Source organism: Streptomyces sp. NPDC044044 (assembly GCF_056434405.1).
On record NZ_JBWKFG010000002.1, the window covers coordinates 657,692 to 672,406 of the forward strand.

13 protein-coding genes are annotated in these 14,715 nt (G+C 71.0%); 6 read left to right on the forward strand and 7 right to left on the reverse strand.

The features are described from left to right. Positions 1–77: 77 nt before the first annotated feature. The 4 genes from AC07AG_RS08860 to AC07AG_RS08875 form a co-directional block, all read right to left on the reverse strand. Complete coding sequence (locus tag AC07AG_RS08860) at positions 78–1,646, reverse strand: AbgT family transporter (protein WP_478753272.1); 1,569 nt, start codon at positions 1,644–1,646, stop codon at positions 78–80. 42 nt (positions 1,647–1,688) lie between these two features. Beyond that, positions 1,689–2,630 carry a CE1 family esterase gene (locus tag AC07AG_RS08865; protein WP_478753274.1) on the reverse strand — a complete coding sequence of 314 codons (942 nt, stop codon included), beginning with the start codon at positions 2,628–2,630 and terminating at the stop codon, positions 1,689–1,691. 83 nt (positions 2,631–2,713) lie between these two features. Next, complete coding sequence (locus AC07AG_RS08870) at positions 2,714–3,511, reverse strand: creatininase family protein (RefSeq protein ID WP_478753276.1); 798 nt, start codon at positions 3,509–3,511, stop codon at positions 2,714–2,716. Next, complete coding sequence (locus tag AC07AG_RS08875) at positions 3,508–4,203, reverse strand: FadR/GntR family transcriptional regulator (protein WP_478753278.1); 696 nt, start codon at positions 4,201–4,203, stop codon at positions 3,508–3,510. The genes AC07AG_RS08870 and AC07AG_RS08875 overlap by 4 nt, the downstream gene beginning before the upstream one ends. A gap of 247 nt (positions 4,204–4,450) precedes the next feature. Between AC07AG_RS08875 and AC07AG_RS08880 the strand changes: the two genes are divergently transcribed. The 5 genes from AC07AG_RS08880 (at position 4,451) to AC07AG_RS08900 (ending at position 10,049) form a co-directional block, all read left to right on the forward strand. Beyond that, positions 4,451–6,403, forward strand: coding sequence for a beta-N-acetylhexosaminidase family protein (locus tag AC07AG_RS08880; protein ID WP_478753280.1), 1,953 nt, complete (start codon positions 4,451–4,453; stop codon positions 6,401–6,403). Between the two features lie 254 nt (positions 6,404–6,657). After that, positions 6,658–7,506 (forward strand): TetR/AcrR family transcriptional regulator, encoded by an 849-nt coding sequence (locus AC07AG_RS08885; RefSeq protein WP_478753282.1) that lies wholly within the window; start codon positions 6,658–6,660, stop codon positions 7,504–7,506. Between the two features lie 97 nt (positions 7,507–7,603). Then, positions 7,604–8,500 carry a beta-keto acid cleavage family enzyme gene (locus AC07AG_RS08890; protein ID WP_361043922.1) on the forward strand — a complete coding sequence of 299 codons (897 nt, stop codon included), beginning with the start codon at positions 7,604–7,606 and terminating at the stop codon, positions 8,498–8,500. A 35-nt stretch (positions 8,501–8,535) separates the two neighbouring features. Then, positions 8,536–9,531 (forward strand): 3-hydroxyacyl-CoA dehydrogenase NAD-binding domain-containing protein, encoded by a 996-nt coding sequence (locus tag AC07AG_RS08895; protein ID WP_478753948.1) that lies wholly within the window; start codon positions 8,536–8,538, stop codon positions 9,529–9,531. A gap of 29 nt (positions 9,532–9,560) precedes the next feature. Then, entirely contained in the window at positions 9,561–10,049 is a 489-nt protein-coding gene (locus AC07AG_RS08900; RefSeq protein WP_478753950.1) for a thioesterase family protein, read from the forward strand. Positions 10,050–10,061: 12 nt separating this feature from the next. Here AC07AG_RS08900 and AC07AG_RS08905 read toward each other — a convergent pair whose 3' ends face one another. The 3 genes from AC07AG_RS08905 to AC07AG_RS08915 form a co-directional block, all read right to left on the reverse strand. Then, positions 10,062–10,535, reverse strand: a complete 474-nt coding sequence (locus AC07AG_RS08905; protein ID WP_478753283.1) for an excalibur calcium-binding domain-containing protein — start codon at positions 10,533–10,535, stop codon at positions 10,062–10,064. A gap of 144 nt (positions 10,536–10,679) precedes the next feature. Continuing rightward, on the reverse strand, positions 10,680–11,996 hold the full coding sequence (locus AC07AG_RS08910; RefSeq protein WP_478753285.1) for an MFS transporter: 1,317 nt from the start codon (positions 11,994–11,996) through the stop codon (positions 10,680–10,682). Between the two features lie 79 nt (positions 11,997–12,075). After that, the gene (locus tag AC07AG_RS08915) at positions 12,076–12,996 is read right to left on the reverse strand and encodes a hypothetical protein (RefSeq protein ID WP_478753287.1); all 921 of its coding nucleotides are present in this window, start codon (positions 12,994–12,996) and stop codon (positions 12,076–12,078) included. A 136-nt stretch (positions 12,997–13,132) separates the two neighbouring features. Here AC07AG_RS08915 and AC07AG_RS08920 point away from each other — a divergent pair, with 136 nt between their 5' ends. Continuing rightward, positions 13,133–14,485, forward strand: coding sequence for a 6-phospho-beta-glucosidase (locus tag AC07AG_RS08920; protein WP_478753289.1), 1,353 nt, complete (start codon positions 13,133–13,135; stop codon positions 14,483–14,485). Positions 14,486–14,715: the final 230 nt, after the last annotated feature.

Below are 14,715 nucleotides of genomic sequence, written 5' to 3' on the forward strand. Positions count from 1 at the left end.
CGGAGTGTCACACCATCGCGTGACGGGCGGACTTCAAACACGGTGCCCGTACGTGGAGTTCGGACGGCGGCAGAGTGTCAGCGCACCGGGGCTCCCGGACCGAGCGGGATGCCGAGCGCCCACCAGGCGAGGAACAGCAGCGTCCAGGCGACGGTCATCGCGACGGCCAGGGGCAGCGTGTACGAGGCGAGGGTGCCGAGCCCCGCAGACTTGCGGTACCGCTGCAGGAAACCCAGCGCCATCACGAAGTACGGGCTCATGGGCGTGATGGCCGTCGAACCGGAGTCGGCGATGCGGAAGAGCGCCTGCGTGGTCTCCGCCGGTACGTCCACGAGCATCAGCATCGGCACGAGGACGGGCGCGGCCAGGGCCCACATCGCCGACCCGCTGGTGACCATGACGTTCACGACCGTCAGGAGCAGCAGGATGAGCAGGAAGACGACCACGATGGGCAGTTGGCTGTGTTCGAGTGCCTCGGCCGCCTTGACGGCGAGGACGTCACCGATGTGCGTCCAGTCGAAGTAGGCGAGGAACTGGGCGATCGCGAAGAACAGGACGAGCACCGGAGCCATCTGCTTGACGCCGTCGACCATCAGCTTCGGTACGTCACCGGGCCTGGCGATGGATCCGCTGCGGGCTCCGTAGACGATGCCGACGAGCGCGAAGAGGAACGCGACGATCGCCGCGATCCCGTCCAGGAGCGGTGACTCGACGATGCTTCCGCCGTCGCCGCGCAGGGGCGAGGAGGCCGGCAGGACGGCCGCGGTGAGGGCCGCGACGGCCACCAGGAAGGTGAGGCCCGCCCGGCGCAGGGCCGAGCGTTCCCGGTCGCTGAGGCTGAGCGCGCCGATGTCGTCGAGGTCCGCGTCCGGGTCGGCGTCGAGGTCGGGCCGCTTGCTGAGGACGAAGCGGGTCACGAGGGTGATGACGGCGGCGAGCAGCAGGGATGAGGCGATGTTGAAGAACCAGTTGCTCAGCGGCGAGACGTACGCGTCGTCGCCGCCCGCGATCTTCGCGGCGGTCGTGGTGATCCCGGCGAAGATGGCGTCGTTCGGTGTCGGCACGGGGCTCGCGTCGTAGCCGGACGCGATGGCCGTGTAGGCGACGACGATGCCGAGGACGGGGGAGCGGGCCACGGCGCGGAAGGCGAGCCCGCCGAGCGGTACGAGGATGACGTAGGCGGCGGCGGACGCGACATGGGCCACGGTGCCTGCGAAGGCGACCGCGAAGACCACCCAGGAAGCGGGCACGCGGGAGACGCCGACCTTCATCAACGCGGCCAGGAATCCGCTGCGTTCGGCGACGGCGACGCCCATGATGACCACCACGATGGTCGCCATCGGCGGGAACGCGGCGAAGTTCTCGATCATCGTCGAGACGGCCATCGCGAGACCGTCCCCGCTGAGCAGGCTCTGTACGGCGACGCCCTTGCCGTCGCCGGGCGAGATGACGGAGACGCCGAACCCGGCGAGGACCGCGCTGATGACGGCGAGGACGCCGGAGAGTATCCAGAACAGCCAGAAGGGGTGCGGCAGCGCGTTCCCGGCGCGTTCGACGACGGCCATCGCGCGGATGATGCGGGGGAGCGGGGGCCCGTCGGGTGGTGGGGGTGGCGTGTCCGGCAGGGCGGGGGTCGGGGAAGACATGGCGGCTCCGCGGGGGTGGGTGAGGAGGGGACGGGGCGCGGCTCAGCGCAGGTGGTGGCGGCGGAGGAAGTTCCACAGGACCGCGTGGGCCTCGATGCTCTGCGTGGTGTATCCGCCGCCGCTGTAACTGTCGGCGCCCGGCCAGGTGTGACCGCCGTCCGTGACGGCCACATGGCGGACTTCGGCGCCGTCCGCGCAGTCGGTCCAGCGGGACTCGGTGAGGTCGGGGGCCGTGGCCCGGTCCGGGGTGCGGGTGCGGCAGCCGTTCCGGTCGGCCCAGGCGGTGAGCCAGTCCTTGAGCGCGGGGAGACCGCGGCCCGGGTCCCCGGCGTACGGGATGGTGGCGTCCCCGGTGCCGTGGAAGTCGATGACAGGGACCGGGCGGGCGGGGCGGCAGTTCTCGCCGGTGCCGGGATAGAAGGCGCCGGCGACGGGTGCGATCGCGGCGATCCGGTCGGACATCCGGCAGGCGAGGAGCGCGGTGAACCCGGCGCCGTTGGACTTCCCGGTGGCGTACACGCGCCGCGGGTCCACGCAGAGGCGGGCCTCCAGCGAGTCGAGCAGATCACCGGTGAACGCCACGTCGTCCACGCCGGGCGCGGCGTACGGAGCGCCTTGCCAGGCCTGCCGCTGCCCGTCACCGGTGCCGACGACGCCCTCCGGGTACACGACGATCGCGGGCAGCGATGACAGCTTGCTGAACTCCTGCGTGCCGCTGCCGGTGTTGCCCCGCCCGTGGAAGGCGAGGACGACGGGCAGGGCGCGGTCGCCGGTGTACTTCTCGGGCAGGTGGAGCTGGTAGGTCCGGGTCAGACCGCCGCTGGTGAGGGTGTGCGGGGCAGTGGTGCCGGGAGGCTGCGGGGCGTCCTGGCCGCAGCCGGGGACACCCGCACGGGCAGCGGAGGGAGAGGCAAGGCCCATCCCCGCGAGCAGGGTGAGACCGGCGATGACAGAGGCGGCCGTGCGGGACAGTGCGCGTTTCAAGGCAGGCTCCTTCCGCCGACGGCGCGATGCGCGGACGGCTGGGAGAGGGGAGAGGGGGCGGGTTCGGGTTCGGTGACGGAGGGTCAGCCGGTGGCGTCCAGCCACTCCTTGGCGAAGGTGACGATGCGGTGGACGGCGGCGTCGACGATCGCGCGGCCGTCCTCGGGCGTGGCGCGGCGCGGATCGCCCAGTACGCCGTTGGGGCTGAGCCGGTCGTACGGCAGGGTCAGGGCGGGGTGGCCGCCACGGCGTGCGACGGCGGAGAGCGGGTCGAGGTCGTCCTGGGTGACGGAACCCGGGGCGAGGCGCTCACGGTGCACCAACTCAGGCGCCACGTACAGCATTTGAGCCGTCTCCGCCTCCCCGCTGTGCCCGTGGACCTCACTGGGCCGCATGGCCGCGACCGCTTCCCCGGCGAGCGAGGTCAGGGGTGTCCAGGCGAACCGCAGGCCGGGATGGGTGACGAGCAGGTCCTGCGCGACGGTGGTGAGCGTGGCGTTGTTGCCGCCGTGTCCCGTGATCACGAGCACGTCCCGCCAGCCGTGGCGGTGCAGGCTGTCGACGTAGTCACGGACGAGCGCGGCCAGCGTCCCCGTCGACAGGCTCACCGTGCCCGCGAAGGGCAGATGATGCGGCGAGACCCCGATGCCGATCGAGGGCCCGACCACGGCACGCCCGGCGAGCTGAGAGGCGACCAGGCCGGCGACGTGCTCGGCCCGGATGGTGTCGGTGGCCAGCGGCATCCCCGGCCCGTGCTGCTCGAAGGCGCCGGCGGGAACGATGACCAGAGGGCTGGCGCGGACCGCGGCAGCGGCTTCGAGCGTGGTCATCTCGGCCAGGCGGTAGGGGTGTTGAGGGTTCGGGGGAGCGGAGTCGCTCATCGGCCGCACTCCTCGGGGAAGTCCGCCGCGGCGACGGCGTCGCGGATCGCCGTCAGGTGTTCACGGGTCAGGCGCTCCGCCGCCGTCGCGTCGCCCGCGCGCACCGCCTCGTAGATCTCGACGTGTTCGGCGTGGTCGCGCTCGCGGTCGTTGTAGCGGTGCCGGATCTCCACCTGCTCGCGCGCCCTCACGTACAGCAGTGCCTCGACGGCCTCACGGAGCAGCGTGTTGCCGCTGGCCGCCGCGAGCGCCACGTGGAAGTGCACGGACTGGCGCAGGGATTCCTCGGGCGGGAGCAGGGCGTTGCCCGCCGCGATGGCCAACTGGGCTACCCCTTCGTCGACTTGGGCGCGGGCCGCGCTCGCCGCGATCGCCGGTTCCAGGACGAGGCGGGCGCCGACGAGCTCAAGGACCGAGGCGCGGTCACTGCGCGGCTGATGCGGGTTGGCCAGGAGCCTTCGGTCCACGCCGGGGCCCACGTACGTCCCTGAACCGTGCCGGAACTCCACCACCTCGGTGGCCTCCAGCCTGCGCAGCGCCTCGCGCACGGTCGGCGTGGTGACCTCGAAGCGGCGGGCCAGCTCGCGCGATGAGGCCAACGCGTCGCCGGGGGTGAGGCGTTCGGTGCGGATGATCTCGACTATGTCGTCCGCGAGACGCTCGGACAGGGAGGGCTGACTGCCGTAACTCATGAAGTGAATAAATCACTTGGTCTCTAGGGCGGTCAATGGTCGTGACGCCAATACCCGTCACCTCGCGGGAATTTGCCGTCCGACGCCCCCTTGTACACGGCATCTTTCTCGATCTAGCCTGCTGGCGCTCAAGCGCTTTAGCTCAGCAACCACCAACTATCAACAACCCTCCTCGCCCGTGGACAACGTTGCCAACGGGACGTGCCCCACCCGCACCCGCACCCCCATCCCGAAGCCCGGAGGTTCCATGACACGCCCCACCCGCACGCTCGGACCGCGTACGGCGCTCCTCGCGCTGGCCGTCCTCGCCGTTCCGCTGGCGCCCGCGGCGGCCGCCGCGCCCGCATCGGCCCAGGGGGAGGCCGCTCAGAAGGAATCCGCGACCCGCAAGCTCCCCGCCGTCTCCCCGACCCCGCAGCACATGGCCCGCGCCGGCGACGACGTGCCGCTCGCGCGGCGCGCCGAACTCGTCGTCGGTGACGGCACGGACGAGGCGGCGCGGAGCCGCGTCACCGAGACGCTGCGCGCCCACGGGGTGCGCGACATCGACGTACGCACGAAGGCGTCGGGCCGCGCCTCGCTGACCGTCCTGCTCGGCCCGGCGGCCCGGCCCGACATCGCGAAGGCGCTCGGTGGGACGAAGGTGCCGACGCAGGCCGAGGGATACGCGCTGCGGGCGAAGCACCGCACCGTCGCACTCGGCGGCAAGGACGCGACCGGCCAGTTCTACGCGGCGCAGACCCTCGGCCAGCTGATCTCCAAGGGGCGGATAGCGGGGGCGGAGGTCTCCGACTTCCCCGCCATGCCGCTGCGCGGCAGCATCGAGGGGTTCTACGGCCCGCCCTGGACCGAGGCCGAACGCCTCGACCAGATGGACTTCCTGGGCGACACCAAGGCCAATACGTACGTCTACGCACCCAAGGACGACCCCTACCACCGCGAGAAGTGGCGCGACCCCTACCCGGCGGACAAGCTCACCGAGCTGGGCAAGCTGATCGACCGCGCGACCGCCAACCATGTGCGCTTCACCTTCGCGGTCTCCCCGGGCGGCTCCATCTGCTACTCGGATCCGGCGGACGTCAAGGCGCTGACGGCGAAGCTCCAGGCGATGTACGACCTGGGGGTGCGGTCCTTCTCCGTCCCGCTGGACGACATCAGCTACACCAAGTGGAACTGCGATGCCGACAAGGCGAAGTTCGGCGACCCGGGCCGCGGCCCCGCGGCCAAGGCGCAGGTGGGGCTCCTCAACACCATCCAGCGTGACTTCATCGCGCAGCACGAGGGGGCCAATCCGCTGCAGATGGTGCCTACGGAGTACGGCGACCTCACGGACACCGCGTACAAGCAGACGATGCGGGCCGAGCTCGACGGCGCCGTGGAGGTGATGTGGACCGGCACGGACGTGGTGCCGCCGGAGATCACCAACTCCCAGGCGGAGAAGGCCGCCGAGCTGTTCGGGCGGAAGGTGTTCGTCTGGGACAACTACCCGGTGAACGACTTCGCGCGCACGGCCGGGCGGCTGCTTCTGGCGCCCTACGACAAGCGTGAGCCCGGTCTGTCCGGCCACCTGAGCGGCATCGTGTCCAACCCGATGAACCAGGAAGGAGCCAGCAAGCTCGCCGTCTTCACCATGAACGACTTCTCCTGGAACGACCGGGGGTACGAGCGGGAGCGGTCGGGGCGGCAGGCGGCGCTGTATCTCGCCGGGGGCGACAAGCGGGTCGCCGACGCGGTGCAGACGTTCGTGGACCTCAACCACGCGGCGCCCACGTTCGGCGAGTCGAACTGGCAGCCGCAGTCGCCCGTGCTCGGGCCGAAGCTGGATGCCTTCTGGAAGCGGTACGAGAGTGATCCCGCCGGGGCCCTGCGGGCGCTGCGGCCCACCGCCCGGGAGATCGAGAAGGTCCCCGCGGTGCTGCGCTCCGGGGTGCCGGACGCGCAGTTCCTCCATGACGCGAAGCAGTGGCTCGACGCGACGGAGCTGTGGGGTTCCGCGCTGGGGCATGGCCTCGCGGCGCTGTCCGCCGCTGAGGAGGGGGACGGTGCGGAGGCCGCGCGGGAGCGCGCGGCGATGGAGTCCCTCGCCGGGCGGGCGCGGGCGATTTCCGTGGACCCGGCGGAGCATCATCAGCTCGGGCAGGTGAAGATCGCTGACCCGTTCCTGGATGAGTTCGTGAAGGGGGTTCAGGACAGGACGTAGTCCCTGGGCGTGACCTAGCCCCTGGGCTTCGTGGCGGATTTCTCTCCCACCCACCCACCCGTTTGCCCCGCAGTGAAGGGGGGAGCGGGTGGGTGGCGTCTCTGGTTTCTTCGCCCTCGTTGTGCCCACCGGGCAGGGGCATCCTCATTGCGATGACTGATGCATCAGTCAGCATCGCAATCTGCTGGTCCATCTGGGCAATAAAGCACTCTGCGGATTGCGATCAGCGCAACGCCCAGGTAGCGTGACCGCCCATGCAGCAAGACCCCGAGGTCGCGGACCGAGTCCGCAAGGTCATCGCCGACGCCGGCACGACCCAGCGCGAATTCGCCCGCAGCATCGTGATGGACCCCTCCAAGCTCTCCCGCTCCCTCGGCGGCACCCGCCGCTTCACCGCAGCGGAGCTGGCCCGCATCGCGGACACCGGCGGCGTGGACGCGGGCTGGCTCCTGGGCACCCAGCACGTGGCACCCCCGGCCCGCCGGGAACGCACCGCCGCCGCCCCGGATGGCGGCCGCCCCCTCCAGATCGTCCGCGAAACCGTGCGCCTCGTCGCCGAGCGCGGCTTCCATGCCGTACGCGTCGCGGACATCGCCGAAGCCTGCGCCACCAGCACCGCCGCCATCCACTACCACTTCCCGGGGCGCGACGACCTCCTGGAGGCCGCCGTCCGCTGGTGCATGGACGAGGACACCGCACGTCGCGCGGCCCGCATCGCCGATGCGGCCGACGCCGCCGACGAACTGCGTCAGCTGATCGAGCTCCAGACGCCCCGCACCCCGCAGCAGCGCTGGCAGTGGAGCGTCTGGCTCGACCTGTGGGCGGAGGCGGCCCGCTCCACCGCCGTCGGACGGCTGCACGCCGACTACTACCGGCAGTGGCGCGCGACCGTCGCCGACGTCATCCGGCGCGGTGTCGACCAAGGGGTGTTCCGCCTCGTCGATCCGCAGTCCGCCGCGCTCCGGCTGACCGCGCTGATCGACGGCCTCGCCACGCAGGTGCTCGCCTCCACGCCCGGCACCGACGGCACGACCCCCGACGACATGCACGAGGCGCTGCTCGTGTACGTGGACGCGACACTCGCCACGCCGCGCGGCGCGTAGCCGCCCCACCACCTCTCAAAGAAACGCCAGCACTCCAACACCCCGACACCCCAACACCCCAGAACCTCAACACCCCACCTCTGAGGGAGAGTTCACCATGCCCGTGAATCAAGACGTCATCATCACCGCCGCCCTCACCGGCGCGGGCGACACCGTACGCAAGAGTCCCCACGTCCCGGTCACCCCCGAGCAGATAGCCACCTCCGCCGTGGAGGCCGCCGAGGCCGGTGCCGCCGTCGTGCACATCCACGTGCGCGACCCCGAGACCGGCGACCCCTCGCGCGACCCGCGCCTCTACCGCGAGGTCGTCGAGCGCATCAAGGAGACCGGCACCGACGTCGTCATCAACCTCACCGCGGGCATGGGCGGCGACCTCGTCATCGACCCCGTCCAGCCGCTGAAGGACCTCGGCGAGCTGCCCGGCACCGACCTCGTCGGCGGCCTGGAGCGCCTCCCGCACGTCGAGGACCTGCTGCCCGACATCTGCACCCTGGACTGCGGCTCCCTCAACTTCGGCGACAACCTCTACATCTCCACCCCCGACATGCTCCGCCAGGGCGCCAAGCGCATCCAGGAGCTCGGCGTGCGGCCCGAGTTGGAGATCTTCGACACCGGCCAGCTCTGGTTCGCCAAGCAGCTCCTCGCGGAAGGGCTGCTCGACAACCCCACCGTCTTCCAGCTCTGCATGGGCATCCCGTGGGGCGCCCCCGCCGACCCGGGTGTCCTGCAGGCCATGGTCAACATGCTCCCCGAAGGCGCCCAGTGGGCGAGCTTCGCGCTCGGCCGCATGCAGATGCCGTGGGTCGCCCAGTCCATCCTGCTCGGCGGCCAGGTCCGCGTCGGCCTTGAGGACAACCTCTACCTCGGCAAGGGCAACAAGGTCTCCAACGCCCAACTCGTCGAGCGCGCCGTGCAGATCACCGAGAACCTCGGCTCGCGCGTCGCGACGCCGGACGAGGCCCGCCAGAAGCTCGGCCTCAAGCCCCGCGCCTGACCGCCCCCACGACGAGTAGGACCCTCTCCGTGACCATGAACGACATCTCCACGCCCCCCGCCCCCTGCGCCCCCGAGGACGTACGCCGTATCGCCTGCGTCGGCGCCGGAGTGATCGGCGGCGGCTGGGTCGCCCACTACCTCGCCCGCGGCTACGACGTCACCGCCTGGGACCCGGCCCCCGACGCGGAGCAGAAGCTCCGCCGCCTGGTCGACGCCGCCTGGCCCGCGCTGACGCAGCTCGGCCTCGCCGAAGGGGCTTCCCCGGACCGGCTCACCGTCACCGCCACCCTCCAAGAGGCCGTCGCCGACGCCCAGTTCGTGCAGGAGAGCGCCCCGGAGAAGCTGGAGCTCAAGCGGGATCTGCTGGCACAGCTCGACGCCGCGGCGCCCGCCGGAGTCGTCATCGCCTCCTCCACCTCCGGCTACCCGATGACCGACATGCAGACCGAGGCGACCGACCCCGGGCGCCTCGTCGTCGGACACCCCTTCAACCCGCCCTACCTGATCCCGCTCGTCGAGGTGGTCGGCGGCGACAAGACGGCCCCGCACGCGGTCACTTGGGCCTCTCGCTTCTACGAGGTCGCGGGCAAGTCCGTGATCACCATGGCGAGCGAGGTGCCCGGCTTCATAGCCAACCGCCTCCAGGAGGCGCTCTGGCGCGAGGCGCTGCACATGGTCGCCAACGGCGAGGCCACGGTGAAGGAGATCGACGACTCGATCACCGAAGGCCCCGGTCTGCGCTGGGCGTTCATGGGCCCCATGCTCACCTTCGCGCTCGCGGGCGGCGAGGGCGGCATGGCCCACATGCTCGACCACTTCGGCCCGTCCCTGAAGTCGCCGTGGACGCGCCTCGAAGCACCCGAGCTGGACAAGGAGTTGTACGACGCCGTGGTCGCCGGATGCGACGACGCGGCGGACGGCAGGACCATCGCGGACCTGGTCGCCGAGCGTGACCAGGGAGTCATCGACGTACTGCGGGCGACGGGACGCCTGCCCCAGCAGCGCGCGGCACAGGAGGAGACCAAGTGAGCGAGTCCCTGCCCGTCGAGTCCCTGCCCATCGAGCCGCTGCCCCTCCTCCACCGGACCGTACGGCCCGAGTGGATCGACTACAACGGCCACATGAGCGAGGCGTTCTACGTCCTCGTCTTCGGCTACGCCACCGACGCCATGATGATCGAGACCGGCCTGCACGCGGGATACCGCGAGTCCACCGGCTGCTCCCTCTACACGGTCGAGGCGCACATCCGCTACCTCGACGACGTCGCGGAGGGCGCCCACCTCGCCGTCCGCACCCGCATCCTGGGCGCGGACGCCAAGAAGGCACGCTTCACCCACGAGCTGTACGTCGTGGAGAAAGCCGACGCGGACATCCCCCCGGAAGCAACTCCGGTGGCGACCACCGAACTCCTGGCCCTCCACGTCGACCAGAACGCGGGCCGAGCGACCCCGTTCCCGGACACGATCCACACCCACCTGACAACCCTCGCGGAACCGGCCCCGGAGTGGGCGGGACGCTCCATCGCCGAGGTGCCCCGTCAGGCGTGACGGCAGAGCAGGTCAGGTGTCGCAGCCGACGCCGTCACCGTCACGGTCGAGGTGCCGTCCGTAGCCGGGATCGCCGCGATGAACGGGCGCGGCTCCCGCCGCACGGGCCTCGCTGCAGTTGCCGTAGGAGACACTGCCGCCCCCGCCGGTGCCGGAGTCGCTGTCATCCGAACCCGGGTCGGCGGCCTCCGGCCGGGCGGTCACCGTGGCCTTCACCGTCTTCGTCGCCTTGACGGTCTTGGTGACGGTGGGGGCGGGCTTCGGTTTCACCGTCTCGGTTGCCGTGGCGGTGGCCGTCGCCGTGACGGTGGGAGCCGCGCCTGTTTCCTTCGCGGCAGCCTTCGCCGGTGTGCTGCCGTCGTCACCGAGACCGGCTCCGAGACCGATGAAGAAGGTGAGGGCGAGGGCGGGCAGCACGAACCGTTTGCGCGCCCACTTCGGTGCGGTTCTCCGTGCCGGCGGCGGTGCGGGATACGGGTTGGTCATGGTGCCCCCTCGGTCCGGGAAGGGGCATGACGTTAGTCCTGCAATGTCGGATGTGAAGGTGCTTTGTGTGAGCAGTGACGGATCCGTGACCCATGAGGGGTGTTCGCCCGTATCTTGCACAGGTGCCCCACCTCATCCTCGGTGTCAACGCTCCAGCTCCTTGTGCGCGGTTTCCGGGAGCCTGAGATACACCGCTGATGACGCGAGGCAGAGCACGGCCACGTACCAAGGGAACAGGCCCGGTTCGCCGATTTCCTTGAACAGGGTGCCCATGTACGGGGCCGTGCCGCCGAACAGTGCGACGGTGAGGGAGTACGGGAAGCCGATCCCCGCGGCCCGTACGCGGGCGGGGAAGATCTCCGCGTTCACGGCCGCCGAGATCGACGTGAAGCCGGTGAGCAGCACCATGCCCGCGCACTGCACCATCAGGAGCGAGCCGAAGGAGCCGTTCAGGGAGCGCAGGAGCGGCACGCTCAGGACGGCGAAGCCGAGGCCGAAGAAGAGCAGGAGCGGCCTGCGGCCGAAGCGGTCGGAGAGCAGCCCGCCGACCGGCTGGAGCAGCGCGAAGAACGCGAGCGAGAGCGTGCCGGACAGCAGTGCCTGGCTCTTGCTGATGTCGGTGTTGAGCTCGGCGTACGTCGGCAGGTACGACGTCCACGTGTAGTACGCGATCGTGCCGCCTGCCGTGATGCCGCAGATGAGGAGCGACTGGCGCGGGTGCTTGCGCAACGCGTCGAACAGGCCGGGGCGTTCCGACGCGTCCTGGGGCGCCTGGTGGGTCTCGTACGCGCCCTGCCTGATCCAGAAGCCGACCAGGCTGAGCGCCGCGCCGATGACGAACGGCAGCCGCCACCCCCAGCCGTCCATCTGCCCGTCGGAGAGCGTGCTGACGAGCAGGGCCGCGACGCCGGACGCGGCGAGCTGGCCCGCGCTCGTCGACACGTACTGGAAGCTGGAGAAGAGCCCGCGCCGTCCGGGCCCCGCGGACTCGACGAGGAAGGTCGTCGACGCCGCGAACTCACCGCCCACGGACAGGCCTTGGAGCAGCCGCGCCAGGACGAGGACCACCGGCGCGAGCACCCCCACGGACGCGTACGTCGGCGTCAGGCCGACCAGCAGGCTGCTGCCGCCCATCAGCAGGATCGTGACGGTCAGCGCGGCGCGCCTGCCGCGCCGGTCGGCGACCGCGCCCATGAGCAGGCCGCCGACCGGCCGCATGAAGAAGCCGACCGCGAAGACGGCGAACGTGGAGAGCAGCGGTACGAGGGAGTTCCCCGAGCTCTTGGGGAAGACCTGGTCGGCGATGTACGTCGCGAGGAACGTGTACGCGTACCAGTCGTACCACTCCACGGCGTTGCCCACCGATGCGGCGAGCAGCTGCCGTATCGGGCGGCGGGTCCTGGCGGGGAGCGTGTCGGACACGGATGCGTGCCGGTGTTGCTGTGTCATGATCGCGACCATCCCCCGCCGGGCCCGTCGGCACACGTCTGGCGTGTTCAGAGTGTGTTCAGGGTGTGTGCAGGCCGACTCGTGCGGGTGGTCAGCCGGTCGTCGGCCTGTACGAGTAGACCGACGTCGTCACCAGGCACGGCGCGGGCGGTACGACCTCGGCGCGCAGAGTGCGCCGCTCGGAGTCGTAGTCGACGCCCTCCGTCTCGAACGTGCCGCGGCAGAGGCTCCGTTGCGGGGCGGCGAACAGGCTCGAGACCTTCCCCGTGACGGGCTTCCCGTCGAGCGCGTGCTCCAGGTCCACCTGGAGGACGGGACGGTCCTCGGGCCACAGCTCCTTCGACGCGTCGTTGGACGCGCACACGAGGCGGGTTCCGGAGACGAAGTCGCAGCCCTGGATGTCACGCACCGGCTTGTCGAGCGTGATCTGCCCGGCCTGGGGGAGCGCGCCGCCGGTGGGCGGGGTCGAGGAGTTGAGGAGCGGGGCGGGGAAGACCTGGAGGCGGTTCTGGTCGCCCCATTCGCCGGACACCAGCCACTGGTCGTCGGGCGAGACGGCCGCGAAGGAGTTGTTGAGCTTCTCGCCGGCGTCGAGCTGGTGCTCGTAGAGGTAGCGCTTCCCGCCGGGTGTCGTGACGGCGAACATCTTCGACTTCGCGTCGTCGCCGCCCTGATAGGCGTCGACGGTGTGGCCGGCGGCTATGTCCGGGTCGCCGACATGGCTCCAGCCCTTGATCCGCAGGTCGAGCGGGATCGAGGCGAGGCCACGGTAGAGGAGGCTGCCGTCGGCGCGGCTCGCCAGGCCCTGGCTGCCGGTGAGGGAGTTGACGGACGAGACGCCGGACTCCTGCCAGCCGCCGGGGGATCTCGGGGCGGAGTCGGCGGAGGCGGAGGTGGAAGTGGAAGTGGAGGCGGATGCGCCGGTGGCGGTTGCCAGGGCCAGGGTGAGGGCTCCCAGTAGGGCGGCGGATGCCTTCGCGGACGTCTTCGCGGATGTCTTGAGGGGTGTCATCGGTGCGCTACCTCCGTGGGGGGTCGATCGCTGCCGGGCAATCGTACGTAACGTGACCTCTGTCGACGGTTGAGTTCTGACAGGTCGACAGATCGACAGATGTGCGTGAGCTGTACCGACAGAAGGTGGTCGAGACGTGAAGCTGGTCATTCTCGGTGGCGGCGGATTCCGCGTTCCGCTCGTGTACGGCGCGCTGCTCGGTGACCATGCCGAAGGCCGGGTCACCGAGGTCGTGCTGCACGACCTGGACGCGGGCCGGCTCGGCGCGGTCGCCCGGGTCCTCGCCGAGCAGGCGGCCGGGGTGCCGGACGCGCCCGCCGTCACGGCCACCACCGACCTCGACGAGGCCTTGCGCGGGGCGGACTTCGTCTTCTCCGCGATCCGGGTGGGGGGTCTTGAGGGGCGTGCGGCCGACGAGCGGGTCGCTCTCGCGGAGGGGGTCCTCGGCCAGGAGACCGTCGGGGCGGGCGGTATCGCGTACGGCCTGCGGACCGTGCCCGTGGCCGTCGACATCGCGCGCCGCGTGCGGCAGCTCGCCCCGGACGCGTGGGTCATCAACTTCACCAACCCCGCGGGCCTGGTCACCGAGGCGATGTCCCGCCACATCGGCGACCGCGTCATCGGCATCTGCGACTCGCCGGTGGGCCTGGGGCGCCGCGTGGCACGGATGCTGGGCGGCAATCCCGACGAGGCGTTCATCGACTACGTCGGACTCAACCACCTCGGCTGGCTGCGGGGCCTGCGGATCGCGGGACGCGACGAGCTGCCGCGGCTCCTCGCCGACCCGGAGATGCTGGGCTCGTTCGAGGAGGGGCGGCTCTTCGGCGCGGAGTGGCTCCAGTCGCTGGGGGCCATCCCGAACGAGTACTTGCACTACTACTACTTCAACCGCGAGGCGGTCCGCGCCTACCAGGAGGCCGAGCAGACGCGGGGGGCGTTCCTGCGGGATCAGCAGGCACGGTTCTACGAGGCGTTGGGGCAGGCGGAGGTCTCCACCTCGGCCTCGGCACTCAAGGCCTGGGACGCGACGCGTGCGGAGCGCGAGGCCACGTACATGGCCGAGAACCGGGAGGCCGCGGGGGTGGGGGAGCGTGCGGCCGAGGATCTTGAATCCGGGGGGTACGAGAAGGTCGCCCTTGCCCTGATGCGGGCGATCGCGCGGGACGAGCGGACGACGCTGATCCTCAACGTCCGTAACCGCACGACGCTTTCGGCGCTGGACGCCGACGCGGTGATCGAGGTGCCGTGCTCCGTCGACGCCAACGGCGCCCACCCAATGGCCGTCGATCCGTTGCCGGGGCATGCGACGGGGCTTGTGTGCGCGGTGAAGGCGGTGGAGCGGGAGGTGCTCTCCGCCGCGGAGAGCGGCTCCCGCGCTACGGCGGTGAAGGCGTTCGCGCTGCATCCGCTGGTGGATTCCGTGGCGGTGGCGCGGCGGTTGGTGGAGGGGTATCGGGCGGTGCATCCGGGGATGGGGTACTTGCGCTGAATCTGGCGCGGGGGCCTTGGACGGGGGCCTTGGGCGGGGAGGGGTGCTGCGGTGCGATGCGGTGCGGGTGCGTTTTGGGGGCGGGGCCGTGCCGGTATGTCCGTCCTCGCTATCGTCCGGTGGCCGTGGGGCTGCTTCGGCTGGGGAGTCCTGCGAACCGTGCTCCGGGCGGACATACCGGCACGTCCCCTCGCGTGCGCTGCCGACCGCGGGTGCTTGTGGGCTGGTCT

Coding starts and splice junctions, on each gene's coding strand:
- AC07AG_RS08875 (WP_478753278.1), bottom strand. CDS start 4,203: ATGAGTTACGGCAGTCAGCCCTCCCTGTCCGAGCGTCTCGCGGACGAC.
- AC07AG_RS08905 (WP_478753283.1), bottom strand. CDS start 10,535: ATGACCAACCCGTATCCCGCACCGCCGCCGGCACGGAGAACCGCACCG.
- AC07AG_RS08890 (WP_361043922.1), top strand. CDS start 7,604: ATGCCCGTGAATCAAGACGTCATCATCACCGCCGCCCTCACCGGCGCG.
- AC07AG_RS08910 (WP_478753285.1), bottom strand. CDS start 11,996: ATGGTCGCGATCATGACACAGCAACACCGGCACGCATCCGTGTCCGAC.
- AC07AG_RS08860 (WP_478753272.1), bottom strand. CDS start 1,646: ATGTCTTCCCCGACCCCCGCCCTGCCGGACACGCCACCCCCACCACCC.
- AC07AG_RS08870 (WP_478753276.1), bottom strand. CDS start 3,511: ATGAGCGACTCCGCTCCCCCGAACCCTCAACACCCCTACCGCCTGGCC.
- AC07AG_RS08880 (WP_478753280.1), top strand. CDS start 4,451: ATGACACGCCCCACCCGCACGCTCGGACCGCGTACGGCGCTCCTCGCG.
- AC07AG_RS08885 (WP_478753282.1), top strand. CDS start 6,658: ATGCAGCAAGACCCCGAGGTCGCGGACCGAGTCCGCAAGGTCATCGCC.
- AC07AG_RS08915 (WP_478753287.1), bottom strand. CDS start 12,996: ATGACACCCCTCAAGACATCCGCGAAGACGTCCGCGAAGGCATCCGCC.
- AC07AG_RS08895 (WP_478753948.1), top strand. CDS start 8,536: ATGAACGACATCTCCACGCCCCCCGCCCCCTGCGCCCCCGAGGACGTA.